The 16,585-nt window shown below is 66.5% G+C and carries 17 protein-coding genes; 10 read left to right on the forward strand and 7 right to left on the reverse strand.

Going from position 1 to position 16,585, the window contains the following annotated elements:
* The first annotated feature begins 86 nt into the window (after positions 1-86).
* From serA to VGN66_RS01390, 3 genes are all read left to right on the forward strand, one after another.
* Positions 87-1,664: a phosphoglycerate dehydrogenase gene (gene serA, locus VGN66_RS01380; RefSeq protein ID WP_327517067.1), complete on the forward strand. Its 1,578-nt coding sequence runs from the start codon at positions 87-89 to the stop codon at positions 1,662-1,664.
* Positions 1,665-1,740: 76 nt separating this feature from the next.
* A complete protein-coding gene (locus tag VGN66_RS01385) occupies positions 1,741-2,127 on the forward strand; it encodes an endonuclease domain-containing protein (protein WP_327517068.1) in 387 nt (128 codons plus the stop codon).
* A gap of 4 nt (positions 2,128-2,131) precedes the next feature.
* Complete coding sequence (locus VGN66_RS01390) at positions 2,132-3,223, forward strand: ATP phosphoribosyltransferase regulatory subunit (RefSeq protein WP_327517069.1); 1,092 nt, start codon at positions 2,132-2,134, stop codon at positions 3,221-3,223.
* On the opposite strand, the gene VGN66_RS01395 is transcribed toward VGN66_RS01390, so the two are convergent.
* Positions 3,220-3,510, reverse strand: a complete 291-nt coding sequence (locus VGN66_RS01395) for a GNAT family N-acetyltransferase (protein WP_327517070.1) — start codon at positions 3,508-3,510, stop codon at positions 3,220-3,222. The two genes, VGN66_RS01390 and VGN66_RS01395, sit on opposite strands and share 4 nt — an antisense overlap.
* 65 nt (positions 3,511-3,575) lie before the next feature.
* On the opposite strand from VGN66_RS01395, the gene VGN66_RS01400 reads away from it, so the two are divergent.
* The 6 genes from VGN66_RS01400 to VGN66_RS01425 are packed head-to-tail and all read left to right on the forward strand — an operon-like array spanning position 3,576 to position 9,584.
* On the forward strand, positions 3,576-4,466 hold the full coding sequence (locus VGN66_RS01400; protein ID WP_327517071.1) for a hypothetical protein: 891 nt from the start codon (positions 3,576-3,578) through the stop codon (positions 4,464-4,466).
* Positions 4,463-6,232 carry a DNA helicase RecQ gene (gene recQ, locus VGN66_RS01405; protein ID WP_327517072.1) on the forward strand — a complete coding sequence of 590 codons (1,770 nt, stop codon included), beginning with the start codon at positions 4,463-4,465 and terminating at the stop codon, positions 6,230-6,232. The genes VGN66_RS01400 and recQ overlap by 4 nt, the downstream gene beginning before the upstream one ends.
* Positions 6,233-6,658 carry a TIGR01244 family sulfur transferase gene (locus VGN66_RS01410; protein ID WP_327517073.1) on the forward strand — a complete coding sequence of 142 codons (426 nt, stop codon included), beginning with the start codon at positions 6,233-6,235 and terminating at the stop codon, positions 6,656-6,658.
* 4 nt (positions 6,659-6,662) lie between these two features.
* Complete coding sequence (locus VGN66_RS01415; protein WP_327517074.1) at positions 6,663-7,058, forward strand: hypothetical protein; 396 nt, start codon at positions 6,663-6,665, stop codon at positions 7,056-7,058.
* Between the two features lie 58 nt (positions 7,059-7,116).
* A complete protein-coding gene (locus VGN66_RS01420) occupies positions 7,117-8,079 on the forward strand; it encodes a sterol desaturase family protein (protein ID WP_327517075.1) in 963 nt (320 codons plus the stop codon).
* On the forward strand, positions 8,013-9,584 hold the full coding sequence (locus tag VGN66_RS01425) for a GMC family oxidoreductase (RefSeq protein WP_327517076.1): 1,572 nt from the start codon (positions 8,013-8,015) through the stop codon (positions 9,582-9,584). Before VGN66_RS01420 ends, VGN66_RS01425 begins: the two co-directional genes overlap by 67 nt.
* Positions 9,585-9,673: 89 nt before the next feature.
* Here the strand turns inward: VGN66_RS01425 and VGN66_RS01430 are convergent, their stop codons facing one another.
* The 6 genes from VGN66_RS01430 to VGN66_RS01455 all read right to left on the reverse strand — a co-directional run bounded on the left by VGN66_RS01430 (position 9,674) and on the right by VGN66_RS01455 (position 15,003).
* Positions 9,674-11,017, reverse strand: a complete 1,344-nt coding sequence (locus tag VGN66_RS01430; protein ID WP_327517077.1) for an ammonium transporter — start codon at positions 11,015-11,017, stop codon at positions 9,674-9,676.
* Positions 11,018-11,031: 14 nt separating this feature from the next.
* Entirely contained in the window at positions 11,032-11,370 is a 339-nt protein-coding gene (locus VGN66_RS01435; protein ID WP_145848270.1) for a P-II family nitrogen regulator, read from the reverse strand.
* 275 nt (positions 11,371-11,645) lie between these two features.
* Positions 11,646-12,677: a GTP cyclohydrolase II gene (gene ribA / locus VGN66_RS01440; protein ID WP_327517560.1), complete on the reverse strand. Its 1,032-nt coding sequence runs from the start codon at positions 12,675-12,677 to the stop codon at positions 11,646-11,648.
* Between the two features lie 47 nt (positions 12,678-12,724).
* Entirely contained in the window at positions 12,725-13,510 is a 786-nt protein-coding gene (locus tag VGN66_RS01445; RefSeq protein WP_327517078.1) for an exodeoxyribonuclease III, read from the reverse strand.
* A gap of 324 nt (positions 13,511-13,834) precedes the next feature.
* On the reverse strand, positions 13,835-14,446 hold the full coding sequence (locus tag VGN66_RS01450; RefSeq protein ID WP_327517561.1) for an outer membrane lipoprotein carrier protein LolA: 612 nt from the start codon (positions 14,444-14,446) through the stop codon (positions 13,835-13,837).
* 98 nt (positions 14,447-14,544) lie between these two features.
* On the reverse strand, positions 14,545-15,003 hold the full coding sequence (locus VGN66_RS01455) for a peptidylprolyl isomerase (RefSeq protein WP_224921849.1): 459 nt from the start codon (positions 15,001-15,003) through the stop codon (positions 14,545-14,547).
* A 148-nt stretch (positions 15,004-15,151) separates the two neighbouring features.
* On the opposite strand from VGN66_RS01455, the gene mgtE reads away from it, so the two are divergent.
* The gene (gene mgtE / locus VGN66_RS01460) at positions 15,152-16,558 is read left to right on the forward strand and encodes a magnesium transporter (protein WP_327517079.1); all 1,407 of its coding nucleotides are present in this window, start codon (positions 15,152-15,154) and stop codon (positions 16,556-16,558) included.
* Positions 16,559-16,585: the final 27 nt, after the last annotated feature.

A 16,585-nucleotide genomic window follows, 5' to 3' on the forward strand; every position in this document is an offset into this window, starting at 1 on the left:
CCGCTCCGACGTTCCCGATCAGGACACACTGCCCCTCTCCCCAGCCCTCTCCCCGGAGGGGAGAGGGGGCTAAGAAGGACATCCCAATGCCCAAGGTACTCATCAGCGACAAAATGGACCCCAAGGCCGCCCAGATCTTTCGCGAGCGCGGGGTCGAGGTGGACGAGATTACCGGCAAGACGCCGGAAGAGCTGAAGGCGATCATCGGTCAGTATGACGGCCTCGCCATCCGCAGCTCGACCAAGGCGACCAAGGAAATCATCGACGCCGCGACCAATCTGAAGGTCATCGGCCGCGCCGGCATCGGCGTCGACAATGTCGACATCCCCTATGCGTCCTCGAAGGGCGTAGTGGTGATGAACACCCCGTTCGGCAATTCGATCACCACCGCCGAACATGCCATCGCACTGATGTTCGCACTCGCGCGCCAGCTGCCCGAAGCCAATGCCCAGACCCAGGCGGGCCTGTGGCCGAAGAACGGCTTCATGGGCGTCGAAGTGACCGGCAAGACGCTCGGCCTGATCGGCGCGGGGAATATCGGGTCGATCGTCGCGGACCGCGCGCTGGGCCTGAAGATGAAGGTGATCGCGTTCGACCCGTTCCTCTCGCCCGAACGCGCGGTCGAGCTGGGCGTCGAAAAGGTCGAGCTAGATGGCCTGCTCGCCCGCGCCGATTTTATCACGCTGCACACGCCGCTGACCGACCAGACGCGCAACATCCTGAGCCGCGACAATCTGCTCAAGACCAAGAAGGGCGTGCGCATCATCAACTGCGCGCGCGGTGGGCTGGTCGATGAAGCGGCGGTCAAGGAACTGCTCGACAGCGGCCATATCGCGGGCGCAGCACTCGACGTATTCGTGACCGAACCGGCCAAGGAACATGACCTGTTCGGCACCCCGAACTTCGTCGCCACCCCGCATCTGGGCGCATCGACCAGCGAAGCGCAGGTCAATGTCGCGATCCAGGTCGCCGAGCAGATGGCCGATTACCTCGTCAATGGGGGCGTCACCAACGCGCTCAACGTCCCCAGCCTGACCGCCGAGGAAGCGCCGCGCGTGAAGCCGTACATGGCGCTCGCCGAAAAGCTGGGCAGCCTGGTCGGCCAGCTCACCACCGGCACCATCCCGCGCGTATCGGTGCACAGCGAGGGCGCGGCGACCGAGGTCAATCAGAAGCCGATCGTCAGCGCGGTGCTGGCCGGGTTCCTGCGCACCCAGACCGACACGGTCAACATGGTCAACGCCCCCTTCCTCGCCAAGGAGCGCGGGATCGAGGTGCGTGAGGTCAAGACCGAGAAGGAAGGCGATTACCACACGCTGATCCGCGTCGCGGTCAAGACCGACTCGGGCGAGCGCTCGGTTGCGGGCACGCTGTTCAACAACCGCGAGCCGCGGCTGGTCGAGCTGTTCGGGATCAAGATCGAGGCCGACCTCGCCGGTAACATGCTCTACGTCGTCAACGAAGACGCGCCGGGCTTTATCGGCCGCATCGGTACCGCGCTGGGCGATGCTGGCGTCAACATCGGCACCTTCCACCTTGGCCGCCGCGATGCCGGTGGCGAAGCGGTGCTGCTGCTGTCGGTCGACGAAGCGGTGACGCCGGAACTGATCGCCCGCGTCCGCGCGCTGCCGGGCGTCAAGACTGCCATGGCGCTCAAGTTCTGACTTCTATAGCCCTCTCCCCTCCGGGGAGAGGGTTGGGAGAGGGGCAGGCGGGAAAGGCGAGAGGGGCAGTCAGGCAATGCCCAAGGTCGATGAAACGCTGCTCGCGCGTGCCAAGGCAATGCGCCAGAATCCCACGCCGACCGAGGCCGCCATGTGGTCCATCCTGCGTGCCAAACGGTTCGAGAGCGTCAAATTCGCTCGCCAAGTCGTGATCGCGCCCTATATCGCCGATTTCGTCGCGCGATCTCGAAAACTGATCGTCGAGATTGACGGCGACACCCACGCTTTGTGCGAGCGCAAGGACGCACGTCGCACAGCGTGGCTTGAACATCAGGGGTATCGCGTGATCCGGTTCACGAATTTCGAGGTGGGCAGCAATCTGGACGGGGTGGCGCACGCCATTGCGGCGGCACTTGCCGCACTGCCCCTCTCCCAACCCTCTCCCCAGAGGGGAGAGGGCTAAGAAAATGAACGGACTACTTCCCGAAGGATTCCACGACCGCCTGCCCCCGCTTGCCGATGCGGCGGCCACGCTCGAATCGCGCGTGCTCGATGTCGCGCGGTTGCATGGCTATGAGCGTGTCGATCCCCCGCTTGCCGAGTTCGAGGAGTCGCTCGGCCAGCGATTGAAGGCCGCGAGCGGCAAGGATGCGGTGCGCTTCACCGATCCTGTGTCACGCCGCACGCTGGCGATTCGTCCCGACATTACCGCCCAGGTCGGTCGCATTGCCGCGACGCGCATGGCGCACCACCCGCGTCCCGTCCGCCTGTCCTATGCCGGCCACGTGCTCAAGCTGCGCGCGAGCGAGCTGCGGCCCGAGCGCGCGATGCGCCAGATCGGCTGCGAACTGATCGGGCGCGACAGTATCGAAGCGGTGCGCGAGATCGTGACCGTGGCGGTCGCGGCGCTTGAAGCAGCGGGCGTTCCTGGCCTCGCGATCGACTTCACCTTGCCCGATCTGGTCGAGCAGCTCGCACCGACCATGGCCGCCGAGCAGCTGACCGCGCTGCGCGCGGCGCTCGACGCCAAGGACGCAGCGGCGGTGGCTGCAATCGACCCGGCCTTTCTCCCCCTGATCGAGGCGGCGGGGCCGTTCGAGGCGGCGATCGCCCGGCTGCGCGCACACGATACCGGCGGTGCGCTGACCAGCCGGCTCGACGGGCTCGAGGCGGTCGCACAGGCTGTGGCGGGCAAGGCCGCACTGACGCTTGACCCGACCGAGCGGCATGGGTTCGAGTATCAAAGCTGGATCGGCTTCTCGCTGTTCGCGCGCGGCGTGCGCGGTGAGATCGGGCGTGGCGGCAGCTATTCGGTGCTCGGCGCTCAGGGTGAGGAACCGGCGGTCGGCTTCTCGCTCTATGCCGATCCGCTGCTCGACGCGGGGCTGGCCCCGGCGGAGCGGCGGCGGCTGTTCCTGCCGTTCGGCACCGACGCGAACACCGCGGCGCATTGGCGCAGCGAGGGCTGGGTCGCGGTCGCCGCGCTCGATGCGGATGACAGCGCGCAGGCGCAATTGTGCTCCCACGTCCTGAACCGTGGCGAGCCCTGCCCGGTTTAGTCCAGCGGTTCGACCAGCAGGTCCGCCCATTCGGGATGCTTGCGGATATAGGCGGCGACGAACGGGCATTGCGGCACGACGCTGAGGCTCCGCGCCCGTGCTTCGGACAGGCCATGGCGGATCAGTCGGCTGGCGATCCCACGCCCTTCGAGCGCAGGCGGGACGATCGTGTGGGTGAAGGTGATGACGTCGCCAGCGATCTCATATTCGGCGCGCGCGAGATGGCCGTCCACCGTCAGTTCGAACTGGTGCCGCTCCACATTGTCGTGAATCGCGTCAGAATCCATCACCCGCCTCCTGATTGCCGTGCATCCGGGTGAATGGTAGCGATCCGGGGACGGAGGACAATCGCTTGACGCTACGCCTGTTCAGCCTGATCGCGGCGGCCCTGATGCTTGGTGCTGCCGCCTGTCCCGGAAAGCCGGTGCGCGATGGCCAGCGTATCGAATGGACGATGGGCGAGGGTCGAAAGGTCTATCGCCTGGGCGACCTCACCGCCGTGTTCGACCGCGTCCAGTGCGCGCCGCTGGGCGAGGAGTGCGAGGACGGCGATGTCGAACCGGTGCTGACGATTACCCGCGCGGACGGGTCGAGCGTCAAGCTCGATGGATCGCCGATGCAGAACATCCTGATGCTCGGGCGCCTCAGCAAGGACGGCCCGGTCGTCGCATTCTTCCAGGACTATACCGGTGGGATGCACTGCTGCCAGCGGATGCGTGTCGCCACCCCGGCGGGCGATACGCTCAAGGTTGCCGAGTTGGGCGGCTATGACGGGGCCGAGATCGGCTGGCCGCGGGACGTGGACGGCGACGGGACGCGCGATTTCGTGGTGAGCGACGATCGCTTTCTCTATGCCTTTGAAAGCTATGCCGCGAGCGTCGCGCCGCCCAAGGTACTGAACGTCGTCGACGGCACCGTCCGCGATGTGTCGGCGAACCCCGGCTACGCGAAAATCTTCGGGAAGGCCGCCGCGAGTGCGCGCAGGGCGTGCATCGGCGAGGACTATCCCAATGGTGCCTGCGCCGCCTGGGCCGCCGCCGCCGCGCGGCTCGGCACGCTCGACGCGGTCTGGCCGGTGATCCTTGCCGAATATCGCAAGGACCCTGCCGCCTGGCCCGACCGCTGCAAGGTCGATCGCGACGAGGACGGCATCTGCCCCGAGGGTCAGTTGATCGAATATCCCGATTATCCCGCCGGACTGCGCGCATTCCTTGTGGAGACTGGCTATATCCCCGCCGCATGAGTGACCCGCGCGACGTTTTACACACGACCTTCGGCTTTCCAGACTTTCGCGGCGTCCAGCGGCAAGTGGTCGATCGCGTGCTCGCGGGACAGCGCACGCTTGCGGTGATGCCGACCGGCGCGGGCAAGTCGCTGACCTATCAGCTGCCCGCGACGATGATGGACGGCACCTGCGTCGTGATCTCGCCGCTAATCGCGCTGATGCACGACCAGCTGCGTGCAGCCGAGGCGGTAGGCATCCGTGCCGCGACGCTGACCAGCGTCGACGAGAACCGCGCCGAAACGATCGAGCGCTTCCGCAACGGCGACCTCGACCTGCTTTATGTCGCGCCGGAGCGTGCGTCGAACAGCAGCTTCCGCGACCTGCTCCGCTCCGCCCCGCTCGCCTTGTTCGCGATCGACGAGGCGCATTGCGTCAGCGAATGGGGCCACGATTTCCGCCCCGATTATCGCCTGCTGCGCCCGTTGATGGACGCGTTTCCCGACGTCCCCCGGCTCGCGCTGACCGCCACCGCTGACGAGCACACCCGCGCCGACATCCTCAACCAGCTCGGCATCGCCGAGGACGGGTTGATCGTCGCCGGGTTCGACCGGCCCAATATCCGTTACCAGATCGCCCCGCGCGACAATGTGCCGCGCCAGGTCGCCGACTTCATCGCCGCCCAGTCCGGCCCCGGCATCGTCTATGCCCAGACGCGCAAGGCGGTGGAGCAGCTGGCGGAAAAACTCGCCGCGACCGGGCGCCCGACCCTGCCCTATCACGCCGGGCTCGACCCGGCAGTGCGCCGCCGCAACCAGGCCGCGTTCGTGTCGAGCGAGGATATGGTGATCGTCGCCACGGTCGCGTTCGGCATGGGGATCGACAAGCCCGATGTCCGCTTCGTCGTCCATGCCGGCCTGCCCAAATCGATCGAGGCCTATTATCAGGAGACCGGTCGCGCGGGCCGCGATGGCGACCCCGCGCTCGCCCAGCTGTATTGGGGCGCCGATGATTTCGCCCGCGCGCGCCAGCGGATGGCCGAGGTCGAGCCCGAGCGCCAACCGGGCGAGCGCGCGCGGCTCAATGCTTTGGGCGCGCTGGTCGAGACCGCCGGATGCCGCCGCGCGATCCTGCTGCGCCATTTCGGCGAGGAGCCGCCCGCGACCTGCGGCAATTGCGACAATTGCCTCGAAGCGCCCAAGGCGATCGACGCCAGCGTGACCGCGCAGAAATACCTCTCCGCCGTGTTCCGCACCGGCCAGAGCTTTGGCGCGACCTATATCGAGCAGGTGCTGACCGGCCAGTCGAGCGAACGCAGCCTGATGAACGGGCATGAGGCGCTGTCGGTCTGGGGGATCATCGAAGGGGATGAGGCGGCGCTGATCAAGCCGGTCGGGCGCGCGCTGCAGCTGCGCGACGCGCTGCGCACCAATCCGCATGGCGGGCTGGAGTTCGGCCCCGGCGCACGCCCGATCCTGAAGGGTGAGGCGACGCTCGACCTCGTCCTCCAGCCCAAGCGCGAACGGCGGCGCAAGGGCGGAGGCAGCGGCGGCGTGCCCAACCCGGTCGGCGATCCGCTGTTCGAGGCCCTGCGCGACAAGCGCCGGACGCTGGCGCAGGCCGGCGCGGTACCGCCCTATGTCATCTTCCATGATTCGGTGCTGCGCGAGATGGCGGCGGCGCGTCCTGCCACCCTCGCCGACCTCTCGCGCATTCCGGGCATTGGCGCGCGCAAGCTGGCGGATTATGGCGATGCCTTCCTGAACGTGATCCGCGAGGCCGACTGAATGCGCACGATCGACGAGACCATCTCCGTCTCCGCCCAGATTACGCCGGCCGACGTGACCGAACTGGCGCGCGCGGGCTTCAAGGCAATCGTCAACAACCGCCCGGACGAGGAAGAGCCCGGCCAGCCCGAAGGCGATGCGATCCGCGCAGTCGCGCAGACGCTGGGCCTGTCCTATCACGCCATCCCCGTCACCCATGCCGGCTTCTCGATGCCGCAGGTCGAGGCGATGCGCGCCGCGATCGAGGGGGCCGATGGCCCGGTCTTCGCCTATTGCCGGTCGGGCACGCGCTCGACCAACCTCTGGGCGCTGGCCGAGGCGAGCCGCGGCGGCGATCCCGAAACGCTGATCGGCAAGGCGGCACAGGCCGGCTACGACATCAGCGGCCTGCGCCCGATGCTCGACGCCTTGTCGGGCAAGGCGTGACGTCATGAACTGGTGGCTCGCCGCCGGGTCGCTCGCCGCAGTGCTGGCGCTGGGTGGTATCGCACGGCTGCTCGGTCTGGGTGGCGCACAGCGGCTTGAGACCGGGGACGACGCGATCAAACTCGCCGAAGCGCTGGTGTCCGGGTTCGAGGGCAAGGTCGGCATCATCGCAACCGATGGCGAACGCGCTGCGGTTGTGGGCGGGCCAAGCGATCTGGTGGTGATCGAACCGCTCGGCGCGCGTCACCGGGCGACGCGGTACAAGCACGCGCGCGTCGTGATGGCGCACCCCGCGGCGGACGGCACAAAGATCACGCTGGAGCTTCAGCCCGCGATGATGTTCCGCATCACCGTCGCCGATGCCGACGCTGCGCGGGCTTTTACCGAAACGCTCACCTGACCAACCCATTGCCAAGCCCTCTCCGACGCGCTTATTTACACGCGTGTAAGGAGAGTAGATGCCCAACCTGCCGGACCCGGTCGATCTAGCCGTCCCGGCCTTCGTCGTGCTGGTGCTGGCGGAGATGGTCGTCGCGCGACTCAAGGATAGCAGCCGCTATTGCCCACGCGACACGCTGACCTCGCTGATGCTCGGGTTTGGTAGCACCATTGCCGGAGTACTGGCCGCCGGGCTGGTATTCGGCATGGCGGTGTGGGTGCACCAGTTCCGCCTCTTCGACATCGGCTATGCGTGGTACTGGTTCGTCCTCGCCTTCGTGCTCGATGATCTGGCCTATTATGTCTTCCACCGCTCCGCACACCGCGTCCGCTGGTTCTGGGCGAGCCATGTCATCCATCACAGCAGCCAGCATTATAACCTGTCGACCGCGCTGCGGCAGACCTGGACCGGGTTCTTCAGCCTTGGCTTCCTCTTCCGCCTGCCGCTGTTCCTGATCGGCTTTCCGCCGGCGATGATCTTCTTCGTCGCGGGGCTGAACCTCGTCTATCAATTCTGGATTCATACCGAGGTGATCGGGCGGATGCCGCGCTGGTTCGAGGCGGTAATGAACACGCCGTCGCATCACCGCGTCCATCACGCGACCAACCCGCGCTATCTCGACACCAATTATGCCGGGGTGTTCATCATCTGGGACCGCATGTTCGGGACGTTCGAGGCGGAGCGCGATGACGACCGCCCGCGCTATGGCATCGTCAAGAACCTGCCCGACTATAATCTGGTCCGCGCCGCCTTCCACGAATGGTGGGGGATCGCACAGGACGTGTGGGCTGCCCCGAACTGGCACGCGCGCCTCATGTACATGATCGCGCCGCCCGGCTGGAGCCATGACGGCAGTCGCGATACATCCGAGACGATCAAGGCGCGCTGGGAGGCGCGGGAAAAGGCGGGGAAAGCGTGGACGAAGCAGATATCGTCGTCATCGGAGCCGGATCCGGGGGGAGCGCCGCAGCAGGTCGGCTGAGCGAGGACGGCAAATACACCGTCGCCGTGCTCGAGGCCGGGGGGCGCAACACCAGCTTCCGCACATTGATGCCCGGCGGCATCGCGATGCAGACGCCCGCGACCAACTATGCCTACGAAACGGTGCCGCAGCCCGGCCTTGACGGCCGTCGCGGATACCAGCCGCGCGGGCGCGGGCTTGGCGGGTCGAGCGCGATCAACGCGATGCTCTACCTTCGCGGGGTGCCGTGGGACTATGACAATTGGACGCGGCTCGGTTGCCCGGGCTGGGGCTGGGACGATGTCCTGCCCGTGTTCAAGCGCAGCGAGACCAACGAACACGGCGCGGACGATTTCCACGGCGGCGACGGCCCGCTTCATGTCAGCGACCAGAGCTTCGTTCACCCCGGCACCCGCGCCTTCGTCGAGGCGGGAGCAGCGCTGCAGATCCCGCGCAATGCCGATTTCAACGGCGCGCGACAGGAGGGGATTGGCGTCTATCAGGTGACGCAGAAGGATGGCGAGCGCTGGACCGCCGCGCGCGGCTATCTGAGGGAACGCGCCAACCTCAACATCATCTGCGACGCGACGGTCGAGCGCGTGCTGTTCGAGGAGGGCCGCGTGTGGGGCGTCGCCTATTCGCGCGGCGGACAGACGAAAATGATCCGCGCCCGCCGCGCCGTCGTGATGGCGGGCGGCGTATTCGGCACGCCACAGACGCTGATGCTATCGGGCATCGGCCCGGCCGCGCATCTCAAGGAAATGGGGCTTCAGGTCCGCATCGACCGACCGGAAGTGGGCGGCAACCTTCAGGACCATCTCGATTATGTCGCGGCATTCGAGGCGCCGGGGACGCAGTTCCTGGGCCGTTCGCTGCGCGGATCGCTGGACGGGCTGGGCGGCATGTGGCGCTGGTTCCGCAGCCGGACGGGCATGATGACGTCGCCCTATGCCGAAGGCGGCGCGTTCCTGAAGAGCGATCCGGCGCTGGAGGTGCCCGATATCCAGCTCCATTTCCTGATCGCGATCGTCGAGGATCATGGGCGGGCGAAGGTGAAGGCGCATGGCTTTAGCTGCCACGCGTGTGTCCTGCGCCCCGAAAGCCGGGGGACGGTGCGGCTGAAGTCCGCCGATCCGCGCGCCGCGCCGCTGATCGATCCGCAATTCCTGTCCGACCCGCGCGATCTTGAGCTGCTTATGAAGGGCACGCACATGATGTACCGCATTCTTGAGCAGGAGCCGCTCGCCGCGTTCGGGGGCAAGGACCGCTACCCGTTTGACGATGATGCGACGCTGGAGCGGCTGATCCGCGCGCGTGCCGACACCATCTACCACCCGGTCGGTACGGCGCGGATGGGATCGGATGCGGACGCAGTGTGCGATCCGCAGCTGCGCGTGCGCGGGGTCGAGGGTCTGTACGTCGCGGATGCCTCGATCATGCCGCGCCTGATCGGCGGCAACACCAATGCGCCGAGCATTATGATCGGCGAGCGCTGCGCCGATTTCGTGAAGGCGGACCTGGCATAAAAAAAGGGCCGGTGCTTTCGCACCAGCCCAGTCGTCCGCAGGAGGAACATCGTGAGGGGCCGCACCGCATGGGCGCGGCCCCAATTTCGTCAGTAGTTGTAGGCGCGCTCGCCATGCTCGCCGAGGTCGAGGCCTTCCTGCTCGACTTCGGGGCTGACGCGCAGGCCGGTGAGTGCCTTGGCGATGGTGAAGGCGATGGCCGAACCGATCGCTGCCCATGCAACTGCGACACCGACCGACTTGATCTGGATCCACAGCTGCGCACCCAGTTCATAGTCGTCGGCACCGGGGCCGCCGAGCACTGGAAGCATCGTCACGGCGGTCAGGATCGAGCCGATGATGCCGCCCAGCGCGTGGATGCCGAAGGCGTCGAGCGATTCGTCGATCTTCAGCTTCGGCTTGATCGCGATCACGAAGATCGCGCAGACCACGCCGGCAATCGCGCCGAGCAGGATCGCACCGAACGGACCCGAGTTACCGGCCGCCGGCGTAACCGCGACCAGACCGGCAATCGCACCCGAGCAAGCGCCCAGCAGCGAAGCCTTGTGGCCCAGCACCCGCTCGGTCAGCATCCAGAACAGGATGCCTGCGGCGGTCGCGACAAAGGTGTTGATGAGTGCAAGACCCGCCGAGCCATTGGCTTCGAGCGCCGAGCCGGCGTTGAAGCCGAACCAGCCCACCCACAGCAGACCGGTGCCGATCAGCGTCATGGTCAGCGAGTGCGGCGCCATGCGCTCGGTCGGATAGCCCTTACGCTTGCCGAGGATGACCGCACCGACCAGCGCCGAAACGCCCGCGTTGATGTGAACCACCGTGCCGCCCGCGAAATCGAGCGCGCCCCAGCCGAAGATCAGGCCGGTCGCTTCGTCCGTCCCGCCCAGATACCAGACCATGTGCGCGATCGGGTAGTAGACGATCGTCAGCCAGATGGCGGCGAACACCATCAGCGCGCTGAACTTCATACGCTCGACCAAACCGCCGATAACCAGCGCGACCGTGATCGCGGAGAAGGTCATCTGGAAGGCGATGAACACGAATTCGGGGATGACCACGCCATCGGTAAACGTGGCGACGGTCGAGTCGGCGGTCACCCCGGCGAGCAGGAACTTGCCGGTCGAGATGAACTGGTTGGCGTCACCGCCGAACGACAGCGCATAGCCGTACATCACCCAGAGCAGCATCGCGAACGCCGCGACCGCGAGGACCTGCGTCAACACGGAGGCCATGTTCTTGGTGCGGACCAGACCGCCATAGAACAGCGCGAGGCCGGGGACGATCATCGCCATGACCAGCACGGTCGACATCATCATCCATGCAGTGTCGCCCTTGTCAGGCGTCGGCGCCGCGGCAGCGGCCGCGTCCTGTGCCCAGGCGGGCATCGCCGCGAACAACGCGGTCCCCGCGCCTGCGGCGAGTTTGAGTGCAGTTTTCATCGATACCCCCTTCATCACAGCGCGGTCTGGTCGGTTTCGCCGGTGCGGATGCGCACGGCCTGACCGACGTCGAGCACGAAGATCTTGCCATCACCGATCGCGCCGGTGTTCGCCGCGGCCTGAACCGCCTCGACCACCCGGCCCGCCAGATCGCTGGCACAGACCACTTCGATTTTGAGCTTGGGCACCATGTTGGTGCTGTATTCCGCGCCGCGGTAGATTTCGGTCTGGCCCTTTTGCCGCCCGAACCCCTTAACCTCGGTCACGGTCATCCCGGCAACGCCCAACTCGGTGAGCGCCTCCCGGACGTCATCGAGCTTGAACGGCTTGATGATGGCGATGACGAGTTTCATTCCGCCCCCTTTCGCGTTTGTCCCGAGGAGCATTCAGCAAAGGGCGTGCCAGAGTCGGAAAAGGCAGGATTCCCGGGATTCCGCGCGATCGAAACGTTACCGAAAGGTAAAAAATTGTGCAGGCGCGAACAACTGCCTAATTTTTAGGCGGAGAAATCCGCTGCCCGCACAATAAGCAGATTACGCAAACCGCCTTTTGACGTGAGCACGATGATCGTCCGCTCCCGACCATGGCGGGAACGGTGCCTCGACACCCTCAGCGTTTACGGTGGGACCTAAAGCTGGTGCCCGGTGCGGTCGCGCTTGGTCGCGAGATAGGCGGCGTTGTGCGGGTTGGCGGGCAGCTGGTGCGCAACCCGCTCGGCCACCGCGACCCCGGCGGCTTCGAGCCCGGCGACCTTCGCCGGGTTGTTGGTCAGCAGCCGCACATTGGTCTGCCCCAATTGCGTCAGCATCCGGGCCGCTACCCCGAAATCGCGCGCATCGACCGCGAAGCCCAACCGGGTGTTCGCATCGACCGTGTCGAACCCCTGATCCTGCAACGCATAGGCGCGCAGCTTGTTGATCAGGCCGATCCCGCGTCCCTCCTGCCGCAGATAGAGCAAAATGCCCCAGCCATTGGCGGCGATCGCGCGGATCGCGGCGTGGAGCTGGGGCCCGCAATCGCATTTCAGGCTGCCGAGTACGTCGCCGGTCAAGCATTCGCTGTGCAGCCTCACCAGCGGCGGATTGCCGTTGGGCTGGCCGATCATCAACGCGATATGTTCGTCCGGCGACTCGGGCGTACGAAACGCGACGATCTCGGCATCCTCGGCCCCGACGACCGGCAGCCGCGCGCGCGTGACCAGCCGCAAGCGCGCGGGATCCTCATGCGCCTGGATGTCCGCCGGGGTGATCGCATCGTCGACCCGGTGCCCCGGCCCCTCGCCGCGCACGAAGAATGCGGGGAGCAGCCCGGCGATCCGCGCCAGCCGCAGCGCCGCTGCCGCCGCATCGGGCGCCATCGCCGGCACCGCGCGATACGGGCCCTTGAGCGGGACGCGCAGATCGAGCTGCGGATCGGACAGCGCAACCGCTGCGTCGAAATCCAGCCACGGGCGGCGCGCGATCATCACCGGTGAATCCGGAACGGCGGCGGCGGCCTGATTGGCGAGCTTGAGCGTCACCGCGCGGCCCGATGTGATCAGCAACGGCGCGGCAATCCCCGGATCGAACTCGGCGAGCCTGCCGGCATCCGCCGTTTCGACTGCCAGCAGCGACAAGGCGCCGGTGCTTCCGCGGATCGCGAGCGGCCAGCCGCGCCGCATCGCGTCGATCGCGCGCGCGGCGGCGCGGGGATCGGGAGCAGTGCCGCTCAAAAGTCGAACTCGGTGACGATCGGGACATGGTCCGACGGCTTGAGCCAGCCGCGACACGGCTCGCACACGCGGTGCGCAGTCGCCTGCGCCGCGACATCGCCGCTCGCCCACATATGGTCGAGCCGCCGGCCACGATCCGACGCCGCCCAGTCCTTCGCGCGATAGCTCCACCAGGTGAAGCAGCGCTCAGGCGCTGGAATAAAGTGGCGGCCAAGATCGACCCAGTCGTTCGCGGCCTGCATCCGCCCCAGCGCCTCGACCTCGATCGGCGTGTGGCTGACCACGTCGAGCAACTGCTTGTGACTCCACACATCGCATTCGAGCGGGGCGATGTTGAAGTCGCCAGTGACGATCACCGGCAGGCTGCCCAGGCCTTCCGACCAGCGCGTCATCCGCTCGACGAAATCGAGCTTCTGACCGAATTTCGGGTTTTTCTCACGGTCGGGAATGTCGCCGCCCGCCGGGACATAGACATTCTCGAGCCGCACGCCATTGGGCAGCCGCACGCCGACATGCCGCGCCTCGCCATTGGCCTGCCAGTCGAGCCGGTCGTCCTCGACCAACGGCACCTTGCTGACGATCGCCACGCCGTGGTGCATCCGCTGGCCGTGGATGACGATATGGTCGTACCCCAACGCGCGCAGGGGGCCATGCGGGAAGTCGCCGTCGATCACCTTGGTTTCCTGAAGACACAGCACATCCGGCGCTTCTTCACGCAAAAACTGCTCGACGATCTCCATGCGAAAGCGGACGGAGTTGATGTTCCAGGAGGCGATCTTCATCGCGCGTGATCTAGGGGCGATCCCGCGCCGATGCCAGCCCAAGGTTGAGCGTGCGGTGTCACCCGCTCCGCCAGCCGGACACCCTACGCCAGTATTCTATGGGTGGCCGGGTGGGGGAGCGGGCTGGCACCGCACCGCCGCGAGAGCGGCGCACATTAACGCCAAAAGGCCCCCGCTCCGGGGGCATGGAGCGAGGGCCGACCTGGCGTTCGTCACGCAGGCGGGACGGGATGTGCCTCGGGCAACAGGGGGAAAAAATCCCGAAGCCCCGTCCGCAAAATCCGGTTTAGCGACTCAAAGCTGTCACCAACATGAACGCAAATGTCAGCGACGACCGCCCTTTTGCCGCGGGTCGTTCCAGCGGAACGCTCCGTCGCTGACCGGCGCATTGAAGCGCTGGTTCGACAGGCGGACGGTGGTGCGGTTGTTCTGCGAATCCAGCGCGACCCAACCCTGGAGCATCAGCCCGCCGGGGGCCGAGGCATTGCGCGCAAACACCATGGTGATGCGGCCATATTCGGGCCGCTTGGGATCATGCGCCTCGACGCTCACCACGTTCGGATTGCCGGTCGGAACCACCTTAGCATAGCGCGCGACATTGCCGTCCGGGTTCATCAGGATGCCGAGCGGCGAATCCTTGACCGGCCAGCGCTGCACCTGCCGCACCGAATAATCGATGAACCACAGCGCGCTGCCATCGGCGACGATCAGCAGCGGCACGCCCTTTTCATACTGAAACCGGATCTTGCCCGGCTTCTTGAGCGTCATCGTGCCATTCAACGTCTTTCCGACCCGATCGGTCTGGCTGAACGCCGCGGTCATCGTCTGGGTGGCGCGCAGATGCTGTTGCACCTGCGCGAGCGTGCCCTGCTGCGCGGCGGCAGGCAGGGCGAGCGGGAGGGTGAGCGCGGCCACAGCCGCGAAGGGGCGAAACATCATGTTAGTGCCAAACATGCTCCGCCCCTGCCGGTTCCGCGTTGAACTTGGGCTGAACCGGGAGCGGGTCGGAGCCGCTCCCGCCTCAACCGAACAGATCACGCTTCGCTGCGTGCCTTGACGATCTTGCCCGGCTCGCGCGGCGGCTCGCCCTTGGGCAGCGCGTCGACATGCTCCATGCCTTCGGTCACCATGCCCCACACGGTGTACTGGCCGTCGAGGAAGGTCGCATCGTCGAGGCAGATGAAGAACTGCGAATTGGCGCTGTTTGGATCATTGGTGCGCGCCATCGAGCAGGCACCACGGACATGCGCTTCGCGGCTGAACTCGGCGGGCAGGTTGGGTTCTTTCGACCCGCTCATGCCGGTGCCGGTCGGATCGCCGCCCTGCGCCATGAACCCGTCGATCACGCGGTGGAACACGACGCCGTCATAGAAGCCGCTATCGGCCAGCTTGACGATCCGCTCGACATGCTTGGGCGCGAGGTCGGGGCGCAGCTGGATATGAACGTCGCCGGCGTCGAGCGTCATGATGAGGCGCGTCGGAAGATCGGACATCGAAACGGATACTCCAGAAGGGAAACACTCTGGCACCCCCACTAGGGCGCAGCGGGGCGGGTTGCAAATCGCATCGCGGCTGCGGCGGATTGGCAGCACGATTCGAGCGCGTTAGAGGGGGGCAGGCAGCGCAGTCGGAGGAGGCTCGATGAACGACGAGACCGAAACCGCGACCGGCACCGCCGAGTCGGCGTCGCACGACGCACAGGACAGCCTGTCGCCCGACTTCGTCCGGACGATCCTCGAGCTGGTGGAAGCGGGCGATGTTGAGGCTGTGCGCGAGCGGGTCGAACCGCTGCACCCCGCCGACATCGCCGATCTGGTCGAGCTGACGCCGACCGACCAGCGCCAGGCACTTGCCGCGGCGATCGCCGGCCTGATCGACGGCGACGTGCTCGCCGAGATGAACGACTGGGTGCGCGAGGCGCTGATCGAGGCGCTCGAGCCGCACGAAGTCGCCGACATCGCCGCCGAACTCGATACCGACGACGCCGTCGCGATCATCGAGGATATGGAGGAGGAGGACCAGCGCGCCGTCCTCCGCGCGCTCGACCCCGATGATCGCGCCGCGATTGAAGAGGCGCTGTCCTACCCCGAGGAATCCGCCGGCCGCCTGATGCAGCGCGAGCTGATCGCCGTGCCCGAGCATTGGACCGTCGGCGACGTGCTCGATTATCTGCGCGGAGAAGAGCAACTCGCGACCGATTTTTGGGAAATCTTCGTCGTCGATCCGGCGCATCATCCGGTCGGCACCTGCGCCCTGTCATGGATCCTGCGTACCCCGCGATCGGTGTCGATGGCCGATGTGATGAAGCGCGAACAGACGCTGATTCCGGTCGACATGGACCAGGAGGAAGTCGCGCTGATCTTCCAGAAATACGCGCTGATCTCCGCCGCCGTGACCGACGATTCCGGGCGACTGGTCGGCGTGATCACCGTGGACGACATCGTCCACATCATTTCCGAGGAAGCCGGCGAGGACGCGCTGCTGCTGTCGGGCGCAGGCGATGGCGACATCAACGAACCGATCCGCGACACCTATATCGCGCGCGTCCGCTGGCTGATCGCCAATTTGTTCACCGCATTGGTGGCGTCATCGATCATCGCGGTGTTCGGCGGCGCGATCGAACAGATGGTGGCGCTTGCGGTGCTGATGCCGATCGTCGCCTCGATCGGCGGCAATGCCGGGACGCAGACGATGGCGGTCATCGTGCGCGCGATCGCCACCAATCAGCTGACCCAGTCGAACACAGTGCGAATGGTCAAGCGCGAGATCAGGGTCGCCCTCCTCAACGGCGGGACGATCGCGGTGCTGCTGGGGCTGGGTGCGGGGCTGGTCTTCTCCAACCCCGCGCTGGGAGGCGTGATCGCGGCGGCGATCGTCATCAACATCCTCGTCGCGGGCCTGGCCGGAGTGCTGGTCCCGGTCGCATTCGACCGCATGGATCAGGATCCGGCGGTCGCGTCATCGGTGTTCGTGACGATGGTGACCGATTCGATGGGGTTCCTCGCCTTTCTCGGCCTTGCCGTCGCGTCGGGACTGGTCGGCTGGTAGCTTGACCGGCGGGCGCGCGGCCCCCAG

It is taken from the genome of Sphingomonas sp., from assembly GCF_035998645.1.
GTDB lineage: Bacteria > Pseudomonadota > Alphaproteobacteria > Sphingomonadales > Sphingomonadaceae > Sphingomonas.